Origin of the sequence: Pseudomonas sp. MM227 (genome assembly GCF_947090715.1) — a bacterium.
Lineage (GTDB): Bacteria > Pseudomonadota > Gammaproteobacteria > Pseudomonadales > Pseudomonadaceae > Aquipseudomonas > Aquipseudomonas baltica.
In genome coordinates this window covers 3,265,039-3,283,124 of record NZ_OX352319.1, presented here as the reverse complement: position 1 = coordinate 3,283,124, position 18,086 = coordinate 3,265,039, and the positions used below count along the sequence as shown (strand labels likewise).

Annotated in this window: 15 protein-coding genes, 3 tRNA genes and 1 riboswitch; of the genes, 16 read left to right on the top strand and 2 right to left on the bottom strand. The window is 63.5% G+C overall.

Going from position 1 to position 18,086, the window contains the following annotated elements; translation table 11 throughout:
• Positions 1-62 precede the first annotated feature (62 nt).
• The 8 genes from argR to astE all read left to right on the top strand — a co-directional run bounded on the left by argR (position 63) and on the right by astE (position 9,027).
• A complete protein-coding gene (gene argR / locus ONG87_RS14845) occupies positions 63-1,043 on the top strand; it encodes a transcriptional regulator ArgR (RefSeq protein WP_122476381.1) in 981 nt (326 codons plus the stop codon).
• 344 nt (positions 1,044-1,387) lie between these two features.
• Positions 1,388-2,608 (top strand): aspartate aminotransferase family protein, encoded by a 1,221-nt coding sequence (locus tag ONG87_RS14840; RefSeq protein WP_264381543.1) that lies wholly within the window; start codon positions 1,388-1,390, stop codon positions 2,606-2,608.
• A 78-nt stretch (positions 2,609-2,686) separates the two neighbouring features.
• A complete protein-coding gene (gene aruF, locus ONG87_RS14835) occupies positions 2,687-3,715 on the top strand; it encodes an arginine/ornithine succinyltransferase subunit alpha (protein ID WP_185794329.1) in 1,029 nt (342 codons plus the stop codon).
• A 60-nt stretch (positions 3,716-3,775) separates the two neighbouring features.
• A complete protein-coding gene (gene astA, locus ONG87_RS14830) occupies positions 3,776-4,804 on the top strand; it encodes an arginine N-succinyltransferase (RefSeq protein WP_264381542.1) in 1,029 nt (342 codons plus the stop codon).
• Positions 4,801-6,267, top strand: coding sequence for a succinylglutamate-semialdehyde dehydrogenase (astD, locus tag ONG87_RS14825; protein ID WP_264381541.1), 1,467 nt, complete (start codon positions 4,801-4,803; stop codon positions 6,265-6,267). Before astA ends, astD begins: the two co-directional genes overlap by 4 nt.
• A gap of 49 nt (positions 6,268-6,316) precedes the next feature.
• Positions 6,317-7,660 (top strand): N-succinylarginine dihydrolase, encoded by a 1,344-nt coding sequence (gene astB / locus ONG87_RS14820; RefSeq protein ID WP_264381540.1) that lies wholly within the window; start codon positions 6,317-6,319, stop codon positions 7,658-7,660.
• A 50-nt stretch (positions 7,661-7,710) separates the two neighbouring features.
• Positions 7,711-8,001, top strand: coding sequence for a topoisomerase II (locus ONG87_RS14815; RefSeq protein ID WP_122476369.1), 291 nt, complete (start codon positions 7,711-7,713; stop codon positions 7,999-8,001).
• 27 nt (positions 8,002-8,028) lie between these two features.
• Complete coding sequence (gene astE, locus ONG87_RS14810) at positions 8,029-9,027, top strand: succinylglutamate desuccinylase (RefSeq protein WP_122476367.1); 999 nt, start codon at positions 8,029-8,031, stop codon at positions 9,025-9,027.
• A gap of 3 nt (positions 9,028-9,030) precedes the next feature.
• On the opposite strand, the gene ONG87_RS14805 is transcribed toward astE, so the two are convergent.
• A complete protein-coding gene (locus ONG87_RS14805) occupies positions 9,031-9,534 on the bottom strand; it encodes a 6,7-dimethyl-8-ribityllumazine synthase (RefSeq protein ID WP_122476365.1) in 504 nt (167 codons plus the stop codon).
• Positions 9,535-9,639: 105 nt separating this feature from the next.
• A riboswitch (FMN riboswitch) is annotated at positions 9,640-9,797 on the bottom strand.
• 138 nt (positions 9,798-9,935) lie between these two features.
• On the opposite strand from ONG87_RS14805, the gene ltaE reads away from it, so the two are divergent.
• From ltaE to ONG87_RS14770, 7 genes are all read left to right on the top strand, one after another.
• Positions 9,936-10,940 carry a low-specificity L-threonine aldolase gene (ltaE, locus tag ONG87_RS14800; protein WP_264381539.1) on the top strand — a complete coding sequence of 335 codons (1,005 nt, stop codon included), beginning with the start codon at positions 9,936-9,938 and terminating at the stop codon, positions 10,938-10,940.
• 145 nt (positions 10,941-11,085) lie between these two features.
• Positions 11,086-13,710 (top strand): alanine--tRNA ligase, encoded by a 2,625-nt coding sequence (gene alaS, locus ONG87_RS14795; protein ID WP_264381538.1) that lies wholly within the window; start codon positions 11,086-11,088, stop codon positions 13,708-13,710.
• Between the two features lie 86 nt (positions 13,711-13,796).
• A complete protein-coding gene (locus ONG87_RS14790) occupies positions 13,797-15,029 on the top strand; it encodes an aspartate kinase (protein ID WP_122476359.1) in 1,233 nt (410 codons plus the stop codon).
• Between the two features lie 135 nt (positions 15,030-15,164).
• Positions 15,165-15,353: a carbon storage regulator CsrA gene (csrA, locus tag ONG87_RS14785; protein ID WP_122476357.1), complete on the top strand. Its 189-nt coding sequence runs from the start codon at positions 15,165-15,167 to the stop codon at positions 15,351-15,353.
• Between the two features lie 62 nt (positions 15,354-15,415).
• Positions 15,416-15,506 (top strand) — tRNA-Ser (locus ONG87_RS14780).
• Between the two features lie 106 nt (positions 15,507-15,612).
• Positions 15,613-15,689, top strand: a tRNA-Arg gene (locus ONG87_RS14775).
• A gap of 76 nt (positions 15,690-15,765) precedes the next feature.
• Positions 15,766-15,842 (top strand) — tRNA-Arg (locus ONG87_RS14770).
• A gap of 20 nt (positions 15,843-15,862) precedes the next feature.
• On the opposite strand, the gene ONG87_RS14765 is transcribed toward ONG87_RS14770, so the two are convergent.
• Entirely contained in the window at positions 15,863-16,282 is a 420-nt protein-coding gene (locus ONG87_RS14765) for a hypothetical protein (protein ID WP_264381537.1), read from the bottom strand.
• A 296-nt stretch (positions 16,283-16,578) separates the two neighbouring features.
• Here ONG87_RS14765 and mgtE point away from each other — a divergent pair, with 296 nt between their 5' ends.
• Positions 16,579-18,027: a magnesium transporter gene (gene mgtE, locus ONG87_RS14760; RefSeq protein WP_122713927.1), complete on the top strand. Its 1,449-nt coding sequence runs from the start codon at positions 16,579-16,581 to the stop codon at positions 18,025-18,027.
• The last annotated feature ends 59 nt before the right edge of the window (positions 18,028-18,086 follow it).

Below are 18,086 nucleotides of genomic sequence, written 5' to 3'. Positions count from 1 at the left end.
ATGCCTGGCGCAGTGCCATTTCCCATTCGGTTTTTGATACTTAAGGTTTCGGTCCGCATCAGATGACAGCCCAACGAATCGGTTTCCTCTATTGGCCCAGCACGCGAGCCCTGACCCTGGCGCTGGCCGAAGAGGCCCTGCGAGTGGCGCAGAAGGTGCACCCGGAAGTGACCTACGAGTTGCTTTTCCTGCAGGCCGAACCACCTGTTCCAGGCGGCTGGCAGCTGCCCGGTGAGGCGTGGAACGGTCGCCTGGAGGGTTGCCAGAAGCTTTTTCTGCTGGCTGACGAGCCACCGTCGGCGCTGGCGCCGGCACTGGCCACTGCGCTCAAGCAGACGGTCCGGGCCGGATGCCTGGTGGGCGGGCTGTCGGCGGGGGTCTACCCGCTGGCGCAGCTGGGGCTGCTCGATGGCTACCGCGCGGCCGTGCACTGGCGCTGGCAGGATGATTTCGCCGAGCGCTTTCCCAAGGTCATCGCCACCAGCCACCTGTTCGATTGGGACCGCGACCGCATGACGGCTTGCGGGGGCTTGTCGGTGCTCGACCTGCTGCTGGCGGTACTGGCCCGCGATCACGGCGCCGAACTGGCCGGGGCGGTGTCCGAAGAGCTGGTGGTGGAGCGTATCCGCGAGGGCGGCGAGCGCCAGCGCATTCCGTTGCAGAATCGTCTGGGGTCCAGCCATCCGAAGCTGACCCAGGCGGTGTTGCTGATGGAAGCCAATATCGAAGAGCCGCTGACCACCGACGAGATCGCCCAGCATGTGTGTGTTTCGCGGCGCCAGCTGGAGCGCATCTTCAAGCAGTACCTGAACCGCGTACCCAGCCAGTACTACCTCGAGTTGCGCCTGAACAAGGCGCGGCAGATGTTGATGCAGACCAGTAAGTCGATCATCCAGATCGGCCTGTCGTGCGGGTTTTCCTCGGGCCCGCATTTTTCCAGCGCCTACCGCAATTTTTTCGGCGCCACCCCCCGCGAGGATCGCAACCAGCGTCGCAGCAGCAGCCCGTTCGAATTGTCTTCGGTCCCCGCCGAGCGAGGTTGACCCTCTTTCCGGATTGCGCCGTGCCAGGCGAAGCGCGGTATGGCCTTCGCGGGCAGAGCCCGCTCCCACATCTCGGTGGGAGGGCACCCTTCGCGGGCAGAGCTGCTCCTGCTTCCTGTGGGAGCGGGCTCTGCCCGCGAAGGGCGCGCCGCGGTATAGCTGACTGAACCGGATGGCGAGCGCCTTTCTATCCCTATATGTCGCATTCGCGACAACCCCCGTAGAATGGCGGTTTGGCGCTGTAACAAGTTGTCGCATGGCGGCAATGCCGCGCGTGCACCAGTCCTTACAATCCCCTATCGCTCGCCCATTCTGCGCTGAGCGTTCCTTGACAGGAGACTCCGATGTCCGTTGAGCAAGCCCCCGTGCAACGTGCCGATTTCGACCAGGTAATGGTGCCCAACTATGCACCGGCCGCTTTCATTCCCGTGCGCGGTGCAGGTTCCCGGGTGTGGGATCAGGCTGGTCGCGAGCTCATCGATTTCTCCGGTGGCATCGCCGTCAACGTGCTGGGGCATGCGCACCCGGCATTGGTAGGCGCGCTGACCGAACAGGCCAACAAGCTGTGGCACGTGTCGAACGTCTTCACCAACGAGCCCACCCTGCGCCTGGCCCGGAAGCTGGTCGATGCCACCTTTGCCGACCGGGTGTTCTTCTGCAACTCCGGCGCGGAAGCCAACGAGGCCGCGTTCAAGCTGGCCCGGCGTGTGGCGCACGACAACTTCGGTCCCGAGAAATACGAGATCGTGTCGGCCCTCAACAGCTTCCACGGCCGCACGCTGTTCACCGTCAGCGTGGGTGGCCAGCCGAAGTACTCCGACGGTTTCGGCCCGAAGATCACCGGCATTCGCCACGTCCCCTACAACGACCTCGAAGCGCTGAAAGCGGCGGTGTCCGACAAGACCTGCGCCGTAGTGCTGGAGCCGGTCCAGGGCGAAGGCGGCGTGGTACCGGCCGATCCGGCCTACCTGCAAGGCGCTCGCGCGCTGTGCGACCAGTTCAACGCCCTGCTGGTGTTCGACGAAGTGCAAAGCGGCATGGGGCGCAGTGGTGAGCTGTTCAGCTACATGAACTACGGCGTCACCCCGGACATCCTCTCCAGCGCCAAGAGCCTGGGGGGCGGTTTTCCGATCGGGGCGATGCTCACCACCGATGCCCTGGCCAAACACTTCGCGGTCGGCGTGCACGGCACCACCTATGGCGGCAACCCTCTGGCCTGCGCCGTGGCCGAGGCGGTGCTCGATGTGGTCAACACACCCGAAGTGCGAGCCGGGGTCAAGGCACGGCACCAGCACTTCAAGACGCGCCTGGAGCAGATTGGCCAGCGCTACGGCGTGTTCAGCGAAGTCCGTGGCCTGGGCCTGCTGATCGGTTGCGCCTTGAGGGACGCCTGGAAAGGCCGCGCCAAGGACTTCTTCAATGCTGCCGAACGGCACGACCTGATGATTCTGCAGGCCGGCCCGGACGTGGTGCGTTTCGCCCCGAGCCTGGTCATCGACGAGGCCGACATTGACGAAGGCCTGGACCGCTTCGAACGCGCCGTGGCGCACCTGACCCAGGCCTGATCGGCCCGTTCGTGGCGTTGGCTCAAAGCCAGCGCCACCTCTGCAATCGACCCGCTGCAATCGACAAGGAGTGGCACCATGCTGGTAATGCGCCCTGCGCAAATGGCTGACCTGGCCGAGGTTCAGCGCCTGGCTGCCGACAGCCCCATCGGTGTCACTTCGCTGCCCGACGATGCAGGCCGGTTGAGTGACAAGATCGCCAAGTCCGAGGCGTCCTTTGCCGCCGAAGTCAGCTTCAACGGTGAGGAAAGCTATTTCTTCGTTCTTGAAGACCTGAGCACCCAGCGCCTGGTCGGCTGTTCGGCGATCGTCGCCTCCGCCGGCTACTCCGAACCCTTCTACAGCTTTCGCAACGAGACCTTCGTGCACGCTTCGCGCGAGCTGAAGATCCACAACAAGATTCACGTGCTTTCGCAGTGTCATGACCTGACCGGCAACAGCCTGTTGACCAGCTTCTACGTGGTGCCCGAACTGGTCGGCAGTATCTGGGCCGAGCTCAACTCGCGGGCACGCCTGCTGTTCATGGCCAACCACCCGGAGCGCTTTGCCGATTCGGTGGTGACCGAGATCGTCGGCTACAGCGACGAACACGGCGACTCACCTTTCTGGGACGCGATCGGCCGCAACTTCTTCGATCTCAACTACGCCGAGGCCGAACGCCTGTGCGGCATCAAGAGCCGCACGTTTCTCGCCGAACTGATGCCGCACTACCCGATCTACGTGCCCTTGCTGCCCGACCAGGCGCAAGAGGCCATGGGCCAGGTACACCCGCGTGCGCAGGTGACGTTCGACATTCTGATGCGCGAAGGCTTCGAAACCGATCACTACATCGACATCTTCGACGGAGGGCCCACCCTGCATGCCCGGGTATCGGGCATTCGCTCGATCGCCCACAGCCGCGTGGTGCCGGTCAAGCTTGTCGCGGCGTCGGACGAGCGCGGCGGCCCTGGCCGTCCCTACCTGGTTTCCAACGGTCTGCTGCAGGATTACCGCGCGGTGCTGCTGGAGCTCGACTGGGTGCCCGGCAAGCCGGTCGGGCTGGACCTGGCCACCGCCGAGGCGCTGGGTGTGGGCGAGGGCGCCAGCGTGCGTCTGGTTGCAGTTTGATACCTGGTTGAACAGGCCGAGTTCTGCAGGTACCACGCGGTGCCTGCTCGAGGAGAAAGCATGATCGTTCGTCCCGTACGCAGCAGTGACCTGCCGGCGCTGATCGAGTTGGCCCGCAGCACCGGCCCCGGCCTGACCACCTTGCCAGCCAACGAAGAACGGTTGGCGCACCGGGTCGGCTGGGCCGAGAAGACCTTTCGCGGCGAAGCCGGGCGCGGCGATGCCGATTACCTGTTCGTGCTCGAAGACGATGACGGCACGGTCGTGGGCATTTCAGCCATTGCCGGTGCCGTGGGCCAGCGCGAGCCCTGGTACAACTACCGGGTGGGCCTGACCGTGAGCGCCTCGCAGGAGCTGAACATCTATCGCGAGATTCCCACGCTGTTCCTCGCCAACGACCTGACCGGCAATTCGGAACTGTGCTCGCTGTTCCTGCGCGAAGGTCACCGCAAGGGCCTGAACGGGCGCTTGCTGGCCAAGGCGCGGCTGCTGTTCATCGCTCAGTTTCCGCACCTGTTCGGGCGCAAGGTGATCGCCGAGATGCGCGGCATTTCCGATGCCGAAGGCCGCTCGCCGTTCTGGGAAAGCCTGGGCCGGCATTTCTTCAAGATGGAATTCAGCCAGGCCGATTACCTGACCGGCGTCGGCAACCGCGCCTTCATCGCTGAATTGATGCCCAAGTTCCCGCTCTACAGCTGCTTCCTGTCCCCGGCTGCGCGCGAGGTCATCGCCAAGGTCCACCCCGATACCGAGCCCGCCCTGGCCATGCTCAAGGCCGAAGGCTTCAGCTACCAGGGCTACGTCGACATCTTCGACGCCGGCCCGGCGGTGGAATGCGAGACCAGCAAGATTCGCGCGGTCCACGACAGCAAGAGTCTGGTTCTGGCCATCGGCACCCCCGGCGACGATGCCCCACCGTTTCTGATCTACAACCGCGAACGCGAAGAGTGCCGCATCACAGCGGCGCCGGCGCGCTTCGCTTCCGGCACGCTGGTGGTCGATCCCTTGACCGCCCGCCGCCTGCAGCTGAGCGCGGGTGACCAGGTGCGCGCGGTACCCATGACTCCGCCCGTTCGGGAGGTGCTTTGATGAATACTTTGTTTATCGACGGCCAATGGCTGCCTGGTGAAGGCGAGTTGCTGACGTCGCTCAATCCAGTGGGCCAGGCTGTGGTCTGGCAGGGGCGCAGTGCCAGTGCCGACCAGGTGGCCCTGGCCGTTCAGGCCGCGCGGCATGCCTTCGTCGGCTGGGCGAGCCAGCCGTTGTCGGCGCGCATTGCCGTATTGCAGGCGTTCGCCGAGCGACTGAAGGCCTGTACCGATGAGCTGGCGCAGTGCATCGGCGAAGAAACCGGAAAGCCCTTGTGGGAAGCGGCCACCGAAGTGACCAGCATGGTCAACAAGGTGGCGATCTCGATCCAGAGCCATGCCGAACGCACCGGCGAGAAGAGCGCACCGCTGGCCGACGCCACGGCGGCCCTGCGGCACAAGCCCCATGGCGTGGTAGCGGTGTTCGGTCCCTACAACTTTCCCGGGCACCTACCCAACGGCCATATCGTGCCAGCATTGCTGGCAGGCAACTGCGTGCTGTTCAAGCCCAGCGAGCTGACGCCCAAGGTGGCTGAACTGACCACGCGCTGCTGGGCCGAAGCCGGGTTGCCGGCGGGCGTGCTCAACCTGCTGCAGGGCGGCCGCGACACTGGCATGGCACTGGCCGCCAATGCCGGGTTCGACGGGTTGTTCTTCACCGGTTCCAGCGCCACAGGCAACCTGCTGCACCAACAATTCGGCGGCCAGCCGGGCAAGATCCTGGCGCTGGAGATGGGCGGCAACAACCCCCTGGTGGTCGAGCAGGTGCAGGACCTCGATGCGGCGGTCTATACCATCATTCAGTCGGCGTTCATTTCTGCCGGTCAACGCTGCACCTGCGCGCGGCGCCTGCTGGTACCCGTCGGCGAGTGGGGGGACCGGCTGCTCGAGCGTCTGGTGCAGGTGTGTGCCACCCTCGAGGTCGGCGAATACGACTGCACCCCAGCGCCTTTCATGGGCTCGGTGATCTCCCTGCCCGCGGCGCAGGCGCTGCTCCAGGCCCAGCAACAGTTGCTGGACAGCGGTGCCGTCAGCCTGTTGAGCATGACCCAGCCCAGGGCCGATGCTGCCTTGCTCACGCCGGGCATTGTCGACGTCACCGGCGCCCACGGGCGTCGCGACGAGGAGCTGTTCGGCCCGTTGCTGCAAGTGGTGCGCTACGTCGACTTCGACGCGGCCATCGCCGAGGCCAATGCCACTCAGTACGGCCTGGCTGCCGGACTGCTGTCGGACTCGGAGGCGCGTTATCGTGAATTCTGGTTGCGCAGCCGAGCCGGCATCGTCAACTGGAACAAGCAACTGACCGGCGCTGCCAGCAGTGCACCGTTCGGCGGCGTCGGCGCGTCCGGCAACCACCGCGCCAGTGCCTACTACGCCGCCGACTATTGCGCCTACCCGGTGGCCTCGCTGGAAACCCCCACACTCGGTTTGCCCGCGACCCTGAGTCCGGGCATCACGCTGTAGGCGGTCGTTGCACCCTTGCGTACAAGAACAGATCCACGGAGCCGAACCGATGAAACCCTGTGAAGTGAATTTCGATGGCCTGGTGGGGCCTACCCACAACTACGGTGGGTTGTCCTACGGCAACGTGGCGTCGCAGAGCAACAGTCAGCAAGGCTCGAATCCGCGCGAAGCGGCGCGTCAGGGCCTGGCCAAGATGAAAGCGCTGATGGAACTGGGGTTCACCCAGGGCGTTCTGGCGCCGCAGGAGCGCCCGGATGTGGCAGCATTGCGCCGCCTGGGCTTCGCCGGCAGCGATGCCGAGGTGATCGCCCAGGCCGCGCGTGATGCGATGCCGTTGCTGGTGGCCAGCTGTTCGGCCTCGAGCATGTGGGTGGCCAACGCGGCCACTGTCAGCCCCAGCGCCGACACGGCCGATGGCCGCGTGCATTTCACCGCGGCGAACCTCAACTGCAAGTTCCACCGCAGCATCGAACACCCCACCACCAGCCGGGTGCTGCAGGCGATGTTTGCCGACGCCTCGCACTTCGCCCACCATGAAGCACTGCCTGCCGTCGCCCAGTTCGGCGACGAGGGCGCCGCCAACCATACCCGGCTGTGCCGGGACTATGGCGAGGCTGGCGTGGAGTTTTTCGTCTACGGCCGCAGCGCCTTCGACGCACGAGTGCCCGCGCCGCAGAAATATCCGGCGCGCCAGACTTTGGAAGCGTCCCAGGCGGTGGCTCGGCTGCATGGGTTGAGCGAGCAGGGCGTGGTTTTTGCCCAGCAGAATCCGGCGGTCATCGACCAGGGGGTGTTCCATAACGACGTGATCGCGGTCGGCAACGGCGAGCTGTTGTTCCATCATCAGGACGCCTTCCTCGACAGCGACCGCGTGCTGGCCGAACTGCAAACCAAGCTCGCCGCGCGCGGTGGTCGGCTGCAGGCGATCAGCGTGCCGCGCGCCGACGTTTCCGTGGACGACGCCGTGCGCACCTACCTGTTCAACAGCCAGTTGCTCACCCGCGCCGATGGCAGCATGCTGCTGGTGGTCCCGGAAGAGTGCCGCGCCAACCCGCGGGTCTGGAGCTACCTGGAGCAGCTGACCGGGCAGGGCACAGGCATTGCCGAGGTCAAGGTATTCGACCTCAAGCAAAGCATGCGCAACGGCGGCGGCCCGGCATGTCTGCGCCTGCGCGTGGCGCTCAAGGCCGAGGAGCTGGCGGCGGTCAACCCAGGTGTGATCCTGACGCCCGCGCTGCACGACACCCTGAACGACTGGGTCGAACGTCACTATCGCGACCGTCTGGTCGAAGCCGATATGGCCGACCCGCAACTGCTGATCGAATGCCGCGAGGCATTGGACGAGCTGACCCGGATCCTTCGGTTGGGTTCGGTCTATCCTTTCCAGCTCTGATTCAACGAGCTTTGATTTTTTCCAACTCTAAACAGCATCGAGGTACACCTATGTCCGACGCCCTGCGCTTGATTCTCGAAGACACCGACGGCACCCAGCTGGAAACCTCCTGCACGCGCTTCTGCGTGGTCTGGCAGGGCAAGGAAGTCTGGATCCAGCATGACGGCCGCGGCCAGTTGCTGATCGGTGTGGACGTCGAGGAAGGCGACGCCGAATACGCCAACCTGTTGCTGCGCCCGCTGGCGACCAACCTGGTCAGCCTGCAGCTGGAAATGGAGCCGGCCGACGCCGGTGCCGAGGACGAAGACGGCCACGTTCACGGTCCCGACTGCAACCACTAAAACCTCATCCTTCAGGGACGCCGCCCCATGCTCGCTCTTGGCAAACTGCTCGAACTGACCTTGGCCGGCCATGAGCCGACGCAGAAGATCCAGCTGACCACCGGCGGCGTCTGCCTGCGCTGGCTGGGAGAAGGCGCCCTGGAGGTGCGGCCACCTGCCGCCACCGACAGCGGCCTCGACCTGCTGCTGTCGGCCGGTGTGCACGGCAATGAAACCGCGCCCATCGAGCTGCTCGACAGCCTGCTGCAGGCCATCGCCCGGGGCCAGCTGATTCCTCGCGCGCGCATTCTGTTCCTGTTCGGCAACCCCGAAGCCATGCGCCGGGGTGCGCGCTACATCGAGCGCGACGTCAACCGCCTGTTCAACGGCCGGCATGCCGCTGCCAGTGGCAATGAAGCCTTGCGCGCCTGCGAACTGGAACGCCTGGCCACGACTTTCTTCAGCCTGCCGCAACGCACGCGCCTGCATTACGACCTGCACACGGCCATTCGTGGCTCACGGATCGAGCAGTTCGCGCTGTACCCCTGGAAGCAGGGGCGCGAGCACTCCCGCAAAGAGCTGGTACGCCTGCAGGCGGCAGGCATGCGCGCGGTGTTGCTGCAGAACAAGTCCTCCATCACGTTCAGCGCGTTCACCTACGAGCAGCTGGACGCCGAGGCGTTCACCCTGGAACTGGGCAAGGCGAGGCCGTTCGGGCAGAACGCCGAGGTCGATCTGACGCGTCTGGACGCCAGCCTGCGCGAGCTGATCGAAGGCCGCGAGGCGGACCTCGATCAGCCGCTGGTGCAGCTGGAGCTGTTTTCAGTGTCGCGCGAGGTCATCAAGCACACGGACGCCTTCCGCCTGCACCTGGATGACGACATCGAGAATTTCACCGAGCTGGCGCCAGGCTATCTGCTGGCCGAAGACGGCGCCGGGCAGCGCTGGGTTGTAGAAGAGCAGGGCGCGCGGATCATTTTCCCCAACCCCAAGGTTGCCAATGGCCTGCGCGCCGGCATTCTCATCGTGCCGACTCCGCAGGCCTGAGGCTCAGGCGCTTTTCTGCTGCTGCTGCAGGCGACGCAGGGCGCGTACTTTCTGCACGGTATCGGCCACGGTGCGTGCAGCTTCCGCGCCTTTGTGCAGGAAGTGATTGAAGAAGTAGGTGTGGTGCTGTTCGCCGTCATGGAAGTGATGCGGGGTCAGTACCACCGAGAATACCGGCACTTCGGTTTCCAGCTGAACCTGCATCAGCGCGCTGACCACCGTCTGGGCGACGAATTCGTGACGGTAGATACCGCCGTCTACCACCAGGGCAGCGCCGACCACGGCGGCATAGCGCCCGCTCTTGGCCAGCAGTTTGGCGTGCAGCGGAATTTCGAAGGCGCCGCCGACCTCGTAGAAATCGATGTCGGCTTCCTGATAGCCCAGCACGCGCATTTCCTCGACGAAGCCTTTGCGGCTCTGATCGACAATATCCTTGTGCCAGCAAGCCTGGACGAAAGCGATCCGTTCGTGGGTGTGGCTTTTGCTGTCAATTGCAGTGGGTTGCATCGGTTCACTCCTGTTCAAGAAAAAAACAGGGCATGTGGATCGAAGGGGATCTATGGGTACATGCGCATGGCACGGCCCTGCGTTGGCCTTTTGAAGGTGTCGCAATCCCGTTCTCTCTTCATCCGGACTATGACCGTCGGCCCCGGGATCACACCGGGTCTGCTGACCTTGCACGCCGTTGCCGGCTTGCAAGCGCTCGCGGGCTCGGCGCATTGCGCGCCATTACCGCCGGTGGGGAGTTGCACCCCGCCCTGAGAACGTTTGCCACCCCAGTGGGTGGCGCAACTTTTGTAACATATTTGCGGGCGAGCTGAACAGCGCGTGAGCAAATGTTTCGACAAGGCTTGATTCATGGCCCTGCAATCCGCAGTAATAGAAGCTGACACGAACCCGAGGCCATCATGTCCATCATCGACCTGCGCAGCGATACCGTTACCCAGCCTACTCCCGCCATGCTGGCGGCCATGCACGCGGCGCCCACCGGCGATGATGTCTATGGCGAAGACCCGACCGTCAACCGCCTCGAAGCCGAACTGGCAAAACGCCTGGGGTTCGCTGCGGGGCTGTTCGTGCCCAGTGGCACCATGAGCAACCTGCTCGGCCTGATGGCGCACTGCGAGCGTGGCGAGGAATACATCGTCGGCCAGCAGGCCCATACCTACAAGTACGAGGGCGGCGGTGCCGCCGTGCTGGGTTCGATCCAGCCACAACCGCTGGAGTTCCAGGCCGACGGCACGCTGGACCTGGATCAGGTCAGGGCGGCGATCAAGCCCGATGATTTCCACTTTGCCCGCACCCGACTGCTGGCGTTGGAAAACACCATGCAAGGCAAGGTGCTGCCGTTGAGTTACCTGGCCCAGGCCCGCGACTTCACTCGCGAGCATGGGCTGCAACTGCACCTCGATGGCGCCCGGCTGTACAACGCGGCGGTCAAGCTGGGTGTCCCGGCTGGTGAAATCACCCAGTACTTCGATTCGGTCTCGGTCTGCCTGTCCAAGGGGCTCGGCGCGCCGGTCGGTTCGGTGCTGTGCGGCAGCCTGGACTTCATCGCCAAGGCACGACGATTGCGCAAGATGGTCGGCGGCGGCATGCGCCAGGCCGGAATCCTCGCCGCCGCCGGCCTGTACGCGCTGGATCATCAGGTGCAGCGCCTGGCCGAGGATCACGCCCACGCCGCGCGTCTGGCCGAGGGTCTGCTGGCGCTGGGTTACACCGTCGAGGCAGTGCAGACCAACATGGTCTATGTACACCTGGATGGCCGCGCCGGCGCGTTCAAGGACTTCGCGGCCACCCGCGGTGTCACCGTGAGTGCCGCGCCACGCCTGCGCATGGTCACTCATCTGGATGTGGATGCGGCGCAGATCGAGCAGGTCATCGACGTATTCGCCGATTTCGCCCGCACCTGAGCGTCCTGCTGTCCAATTGAGTGGGCCAATCGTATAAACACGCTGTACCCCGGCCGCAGGGCCTATATAATGCGGCCCTTTGCCGTCGCATCGCCTGCCGGGCGTGCGCACTGGCCTCTGGCCGCAGCCTGTCGTGGAAGAACCTATGAAAAGCGCAGAAATCCGTGAAGCCTTCCTTCGCTTCTTCGAGGAGCAAGGCCATACCCGAGTCGCCTCCAGCTCCCTGATCCCGGGCAACGACCCGACCCTGCTGTTCACCAACGCGGGGATGAACCAGTTCAAGGACTGCTTCCTGGGCCAGGAAAAGCGGGCCTACACCCGTGCCGTAAGCAGCCAGAAGTGCGTGCGTGCCGGTGGCAAGCACAACGACCTGGAAAACGTCGGCTACACCGCCCGCCACCACACCTTTTTCGAGATGCTCGGCAACTTCAGCTTCGGCGACTATTTCAAGCGCGACGCGATCACCTACGCCTGGACCTTCCTGACCTCCGAGCTGTGGCTGAACCTGCCCAAGGAAAAACTCTGGGTCACGGTCTACGCCAGCGATGACGAAGCCTACGATATCTGGACCAAAGAGATCGGCGTGCCGGCCGAGCGCATGGTCCGCATCGGCGACAACAAGGGCGCGCCCTATGCGTCCGACAACTTCTGGACCATGGGCGACACCGGCCCGTGCGGCCCCTGCACCGAGATCTTCTACGATCACGGTGCCGACATCTGGGGTGGCCCACCCGGCTCGCCCGAGGAAGACGGCGACCGCTACATCGAGATCTGGAACAACGTGTTCATGCAGTTCAACCGCACCGCCGATGGGGTGTTGCATCCCTTGCCGGCGCCGTCGGTGGACACGGGCATGGGCCTGGAACGGGTCAGCGCGGTGCTGCAGCATGTCAATTCCAACTATGAAATCGACCTGTTCCAGAGCCTGCTCGACGCATCGGCCAGCGCCATCGGTTGTGCCAACCAGGGCCAGGCGTCACTCAAGGTCGTGGCCGACCACATCCGCTCCTGCGGCTTCCTGATCGCCGACGGCGTACTGCCGTCCAACGAAGGCCGCGGCTACGTGCTGCGCCGCATCATTCGCCGCGCCTGCCGTCACGGCAACAAGCTGGGTGCCCAGGGCAGCTTCTTCTACCAGATCGTCGCTGCACTGGTCGCCGAGATGGGCGATGCCTTCCCCGAACTCAAGGGCCAGCAGGCGCACATCGAACGCGTGCTCAAGGCCGAGGAAGAGCAGTTCGCCAAGACGTTGGAGCAGGGCCTGAAGATTCTCGAGCAGGATCTGGCCGAGCTCAAGGGCAGCGTGGTTCCAGGTGATGTGGTGTTCAAGCTGTACGACACCTACGGTTTCCCGATGGACCTGACCGGCGATATCGCCCGCGAGCGCGAGCTCACCCTGGACGAAGCCGGCTTCGAGCGCGAGATGAACGCCCAGCGCGAACGCGCCCGTTCCGCCAGCTCGTTCGGCATGGACTACAACAGCCTGATCAAGGTCGACGTTCCGACCGTGTTCCTGGGTTACGACGCCACCCACGGCAACGGCAAGGTGGTTGCGCTGTACAAGGACGGTGCCGCCGTCGACGTGCTCAGGGAAGGCGAGGAGGGCGTGGTGATCCTCGACCAGACGCCGTTCTACGGCGAGTCCGGTGGCCAGGTCGGTGACCGTGGCTACCTGCTGGCCGGCGGTTCGCGCTTCGATGTGCGCGACACCACCAAGACCAGCGGCGCCTTCCTGCACCATGGCGTGGCCGTATTGAGCGATCTGGCGGTCGGTGCCGAGGTCAGTGCCGTGGTCGACCAGACCCTGCAACAGGCCACCGGCCTGAACCACTCCGCCACCCACTTGCTGCACGCAGCGCTGCGCCAGGTGCTGGGCGATCACGTACAGCAGAAAGGCTCGCTGGTCGACAGTCAACGCCTGCGCTTCGATTTCAGCCACTTCGAGTCGATCAAGCCCGAACAGATCAAGGCCCTGGAAGACATCGTCAACGCCGAGATTCGCAAGAACACCCCGGTGCAGACCGAAGAGATGCCGATCGACGAGGCGCGCAAGAAGGGCGCCATGGCCCTGTTCGGCGAGAAGTACGGCGACACCGTGCGCGTGCTGACCATGGGTGGCGACTTCTCGGTGGAGCTGTGCGGGGGCATCCATGCCAAGCGCACCGGTGACATCGGCCTGCTGAAAATCACCAGCGAAGGTGGCGTCGCCTCGGGCGTGCGCCGCATCGAAGCGGTGACCGGCGCGACCGCCTTGAACTACCTGAACCAGGCCGAAGAGCAGCTAAAGGAAGCCGCGCAACTGGTCAAGGGCAGCCGCGACAACCTGATCGACAAGCTGGCGGCCGTGATCGAACGCAACCGCGCCCTGGAAAAGCAGCTGGAGCAGTTGCAGGCCAAGGCCGCCAGTGCCGCCGGCGACGACCTCTCTTCCTCGGCGGTCGAGGTCAAGGGCGTGAAGGTGCTGGCCGCGCGCATCGACGGTCAGGACGGCAAGGCGCTGCTGGCGCTGGTCGACCAGTTGAAGAACAAGCTGGGCCAGGCCGTCATCCTGCTCGGCGGCGTGCACGACGACAAGGTCGTGCTGGTGTCCGGGGTGACCAAGGAGCTGACGGCCCGGCTCAAGGCCGGCGACCTGATGAAACAGGCCGCGACGGCCGTCGGTGGCAAGGGCGGTGGTCGCCCGGACATGGCTCAGGGTGGCGGCGTCGATGCCAGTGCCCTGGACGCTGCGCTGGCCCTGGCCGTGCCTTTCGTCGAACACGCGATCTGATTCAACCCTCGCAGGGCTCGTGCTGTGCACGGCGAGCCCGGTGTTGTATTTAATGGGCGCCCTTCACGGGCTGAGGCGGCTTTGAAATGGCTTTGATCGTACAGAAATTTGGCGGCACCTCGGTTGGCACTGTCGAACGTATCGAACAGGTTGCCGACAAGGTGAAGAAATTCCACGATGCCGGCGATGACCTGGTGGTCGTGCTTTCGGCCATGAGTGGCGAGACCAATCGCCTGATTTCGCTGGCCAAGCAGATCAGCGACCAGCCGGTACCTCGCGAACTGGACGTGATCGTCTCGACCGGCGAGCAGGTGACCATCGCGCTGTTGGCCATGGCGCTGATCAAGCGCGGCGTGGATGCAGTGTCGTACACCGGCAACCAGGTGCGCATTCTGACCGACAGCGCGCACAACAAGGCGCGCATCCTGCAGATCGACGACCAGAAGATCCGCGCCGACCTCAAGGCCGGCCGGGTGGTGGTGGTGGCAGGTTTTCAGGGGGTCGACGAAAGCGGCAACATCACCACCCTGGGTCGTGGTGGTTCGGACACCACCGGCGTCGCCCTGGCGGCCGCGCTGAAGGCCGACGAGTGCCAGATCTACACCGACGTCGATGGTGTCTACACCACCGACCCTCGCGTGGTTGCCCAGGCCCGGCGCCTGGACAAGATCACCTTCGAGGAAATGCTCGAAATGGCCAGTCTCGGTTCCAAGGTGCTGCAGATCCGTGCGGTGGAATTCGCCGGCAAGTACAACGTCCCGCTGCGCGTCCTGCACAGCTTCCAGGAGGGTCCGGGTACCCTCATTACCATTGATGAAGAGGAATCCATGGAACAGCCGATCATTTCCGGCATCGCCTTCAACCGCGATGAGGCCAAGCTGACCATCCGTGGCGTGCCAGACACCCCCGGCGTGGCCTTCAAGATCCTCGGCCCGATCAGCGCGGCCAACATCGAAGTCGACATGATCGTGCAGAATGTTTCTCACGATAACACCACCGACTTCACCTTCACCGTGCACCGCAACGACTATCAGGCGGCCCTGGCCGTGCTGGAACAGACCGCCAGCGAGATCGGTGCGCGGCAGGTGGTCGGCGATGCCAAGATCGCCAAGGTGTCGATCGTCGGTGTCGGCATGCGCTCGCACGCCGGCGTCGCCAGCCGCATGTTCGAAGCCCTGGCCAAGGAAAGCATCAACATCCAGATGATCTCCACCTCCGAGATCAAGGTCTCGGTGGTCATCGAAGAGAAGTACCTGGAGCTTGCCGTGCGCGCGCTGCACACGGCCTTCGAACTCGATGCCGCCCGACAGGGTGAGTAACAGGCAGTGAGAGAAGGGCGCGGCTAACCGCGCCCTTCTTTGTTTTCGGGCTATGTCCATGGCTTTCCCACCATGGGTTCGTGCCCTTGTTTGCAGACTGTGTTGTCCCTGAAATGAAAGCGTAAGGAGAAAGGTATGCTGATTCTGACTCGCCGGTGCGCGGAAAGCCTGATCATTGGCGACGGCGAAATCACCATCACGGTGCTTGGAGTGAAAGGTGGCCAGGTACGAATCGGGGTGAATGCACCCAAGGAAGTGGCCGTCCACCGCGAAGAAATCTACCTGCGGATCAAGAAAGAGAAGGACGACGAACCAAGCCATTAATTTTTATCGTTTTTTATGTTTGCAAACGGGGAAGAAGGTGGTTAATATACGCCCCGTGTTGCGGAGAGCTGGCCGAGTGGCCGAAGGCGCTCCCCTGCTAAGGGAGTACACCTCAAAAGGGTGTCGGGGGTTCGAATCCCCCGTTCTCCGCCATTATTTGCGTAGTACGTTGAACCTGGCTTTTTTCGTAAGTTGTTGAAATTACTGAAAAAAGTGCTTTACAAAAGAATTCGACGGCCTATAATGCGCGGCAACAAATGCACTCGTAGCTCAGCTGGATAGAGTACTCGGCTACGAACCGAGCGGTCACAGGTTCGAATCCTGTCGAGTGCACCAATCAAGAAGTTGTTTTCAGCAATGTCTGCAGCTTCTGTTTCAACCAGTGGTAGCCTGGTCCAACAAAATACCACCTGCACTCGTAGCTCAGCTGGATAGAGTACTCGGCTACGAACCGAGCGGTCACAGGTTCGAATCCTGTCGAGTGCACCATACAAGTGAAAAGCCCGCATTTATTGCGGGCTTTTTGCTTTCCGCGTTTTGCGTTTTTTGGACGGTGGCGTCTGCTCCCCGGCCAAATACCTGGGTTTTCGCTTTTTCTTCGAACGGCTGGCTTTTTTCGTTGCCGACTGCGGCGCCGCGGCTGACGCAGCCAGGGGCGTGCGCGTTCCATCTTCGACGATGGTCACCGGCAGAGGGCGGGGCGCAGCCTTGCGCGCCATGGGTTTTCTTCCGGACGAGGGATTCAGCGCGCGCTGATAGGCCCAGGGCTGGGTTTCGGGGCAGTTCGAGTGGGTGAACGTGATGTGGCCCTGAGGGCCTTCGCAGCGTTGCACCACGGCAGCGTTGGCCGAGTGATGGGCCGCCAAGACCAGCAGCAGAAGAATGGAGGAGGGTATGCGCACCGGTGTTCGTCCTTGGTTGCGGTTCATGTCGTCCTGCAGCCTAGCCACGACTGTCGTTGCACGCATTGTGCTTTGTTTACCGAATGCGTCGTCCCACCCCCGTACTGCGCGAACATCGAGCGCCGCACGCAAGCAGTTGTTTCACCCAGTTTTTTTCACTATGAATCCGTACAAGTTGTGTATGATTGCGCCCGTCAGCCCCGCCGGGGCTTTGGAAAATTTCCATGGACTTACCCAGTAGTTACTCGCTGAAGCTGTATACCAATCAAGAATCGACTGATTGATTCTCCCGGCGTGCCCACTGCTGGGAGTGGAGTTCGCCTATGTCTGAAGTAGAAGCAAAGAAAACGCAAGAAAGCCTGCAGGATCGCCTGGCCCAGGTCGTCGACCTGTTGCAGCGCCAGCGTATCGTCGAAAGTCTGGCTCACCGCCAGGAAGGCCAGCACAACGAGCTGGTCGAGAATCTGGTTCACCGGCAGAACCTGGTCGAGTTGCAGCGCAAGCTCGATGATCTTCACTCCGCCGACGTCGCCTACATACTCGAAGCCTTGCCCCTGGAAGAACGTCTGACGGTCTGGCAGTTGGTCAAGGCCGAGCGTGATGGCGATATTCTTCTGGAAGTGTCCGACTCGGTGCGCGAGACGCTGCTCGCGGACATGGATGACCATGAGATTCTCGCTGCGGCCAAGGAAATGGACGCCGACGAGCTTGCCGACCTGGCCTCCGAACTGCCGCGCGACGTGGTTCACGAGCTCATGGAAACCCTCGACGCACAGCAGCGCGAGCGCGTGCGTTCGGCCCTCAGCTACGAGGACGAACAGGTCGGCGCGCTGATGGACTTCGAGATGGTCACCATCCGCGAAGACGTCAGCCTGGAAGTGGTGCTGCGCTACCTGCGCCGTCTCAAGGAGCTGCCGGGCCACACCGACAAACTGTTCGTGGTCGACTCCGACGGCATTCTCAAGGGCGTACTGCCGATCAAACGCCTGCTGGTCAACGACCCGGACAAGCAAGTGGCCGATATCATGGCCAGCGACACCGTGAGTTTCCATCCCGATGAAGACGGCTACGAAGCGGCGCAGGCGTTCGAGCGTTACGACCTGATCTCTGCGCCGGTGGTGGACAAGCACGGCAAGCTCATCGGCCGCTTGACCATCGACGTGATGGTCGACCTGATTCGTGAAGAAAGCGAAAGCGAAGCGCTGCGCACCGCCGGTCTGCGCGAGGAAGAGGATATCTTTGCCTCGGTATGGCGTTCGTTGCGCAACCGCTGGTCATGGCTGGCGATCAACCTGATCACGGCGTTCATGGCGTCGCGGGTGATCGGCCTGTTCGAGGGCTCGATCGAGAAGCTGGTGGCCCTGGCGGCGCTGATGCCGATCGTGGCCGGTATCGGCGGCAACTCTGGCAACCAGACCATTACCATGATCGTGCGGGCCATGGCCCTCGACCAGGTCAGCCATGGCAACGGCAACACCAAGCGGCTGATGCGCAAGGAGCTGGGCGTGGCGCTGGTCAACGGCGTGGTCTGGGGCGGTGTGATCGGGGTGGTGGCGTATCTGCTGTATGGCAGCTGGTCGCTGGGCGTGGTGATGACCGCGGCGATGACCTTGAACCTGCTGCTCGCCGCGTTCATGGGGGTGTCTATTCCGATGGCCCTGGCCAGGTTCGGGCGCGATCCGGCGATGGGCGCCAGCGTGATGATCACCGCTGTCACCGACAGCGGCGGGTTCTTCATCTTCCTTGGCCTGGCCACTCTGTTCCTGATGTAGCGAGCTGCAGCGACGTGCCTCGCCAGCCGGTTTTCATTCGCCGGCGAGGGCGTCGCGCA

Bases quoted from the DNA above. Each gene is read 5' to 3' on its own strand.
- ONG87_RS14840 (WP_264381543.1), top strand. From the start codon at position 1,388: ATGTCCGTTGAGCAAGCCCCCGTGCAACGTGCCGATTTCGACCAGGTA.
- alaS (WP_264381538.1), top strand. From the start codon at position 11,086: ATGAAAAGCGCAGAAATCCGTGAAGCCTTCCTTCGCTTCTTCGAGGAG.
- ONG87_RS14790 (WP_122476359.1), top strand. From the start codon at position 13,797: ATGGCTTTGATCGTACAGAAATTTGGCGGCACCTCGGTTGGCACTGTC.
- ONG87_RS14815 (WP_122476369.1), top strand. From the start codon at position 7,711: ATGTCCGACGCCCTGCGCTTGATTCTCGAAGACACCGACGGCACCCAG.
- ONG87_RS14805 (WP_122476365.1), bottom strand. From the start codon at position 9,534: ATGCAACCCACTGCAATTGACAGCAAAAGCCACACCCACGAACGGATC.
- astA (WP_264381542.1), top strand. From the start codon at position 3,776: ATGATCGTTCGTCCCGTACGCAGCAGTGACCTGCCGGCGCTGATCGAG.
- astB (WP_264381540.1), top strand. From the start codon at position 6,317: ATGAAACCCTGTGAAGTGAATTTCGATGGCCTGGTGGGGCCTACCCAC.
- csrA (WP_122476357.1), top strand. From the start codon at position 15,165: ATGCTGATTCTGACTCGCCGGTGCGCGGAAAGCCTGATCATTGGCGAC.
- ltaE (WP_264381539.1), top strand. From the start codon at position 9,936: ATGTCCATCATCGACCTGCGCAGCGATACCGTTACCCAGCCTACTCCC.
- argR (WP_122476381.1), top strand. From the start codon at position 63: ATGACAGCCCAACGAATCGGTTTCCTCTATTGGCCCAGCACGCGAGCC.
- astE (WP_122476367.1), top strand. From the start codon at position 8,029: ATGCTCGCTCTTGGCAAACTGCTCGAACTGACCTTGGCCGGCCATGAG.
- aruF (WP_185794329.1), top strand. From the start codon at position 2,687: ATGCTGGTAATGCGCCCTGCGCAAATGGCTGACCTGGCCGAGGTTCAG.
- mgtE (WP_122713927.1), top strand. From the start codon at position 16,579: ATGTCTGAAGTAGAAGCAAAGAAAACGCAAGAAAGCCTGCAGGATCGC.
- ONG87_RS14765 (WP_264381537.1), bottom strand. From the start codon at position 16,282: ATGAACCGCAACCAAGGACGAACACCGGTGCGCATACCCTCCTCCATT.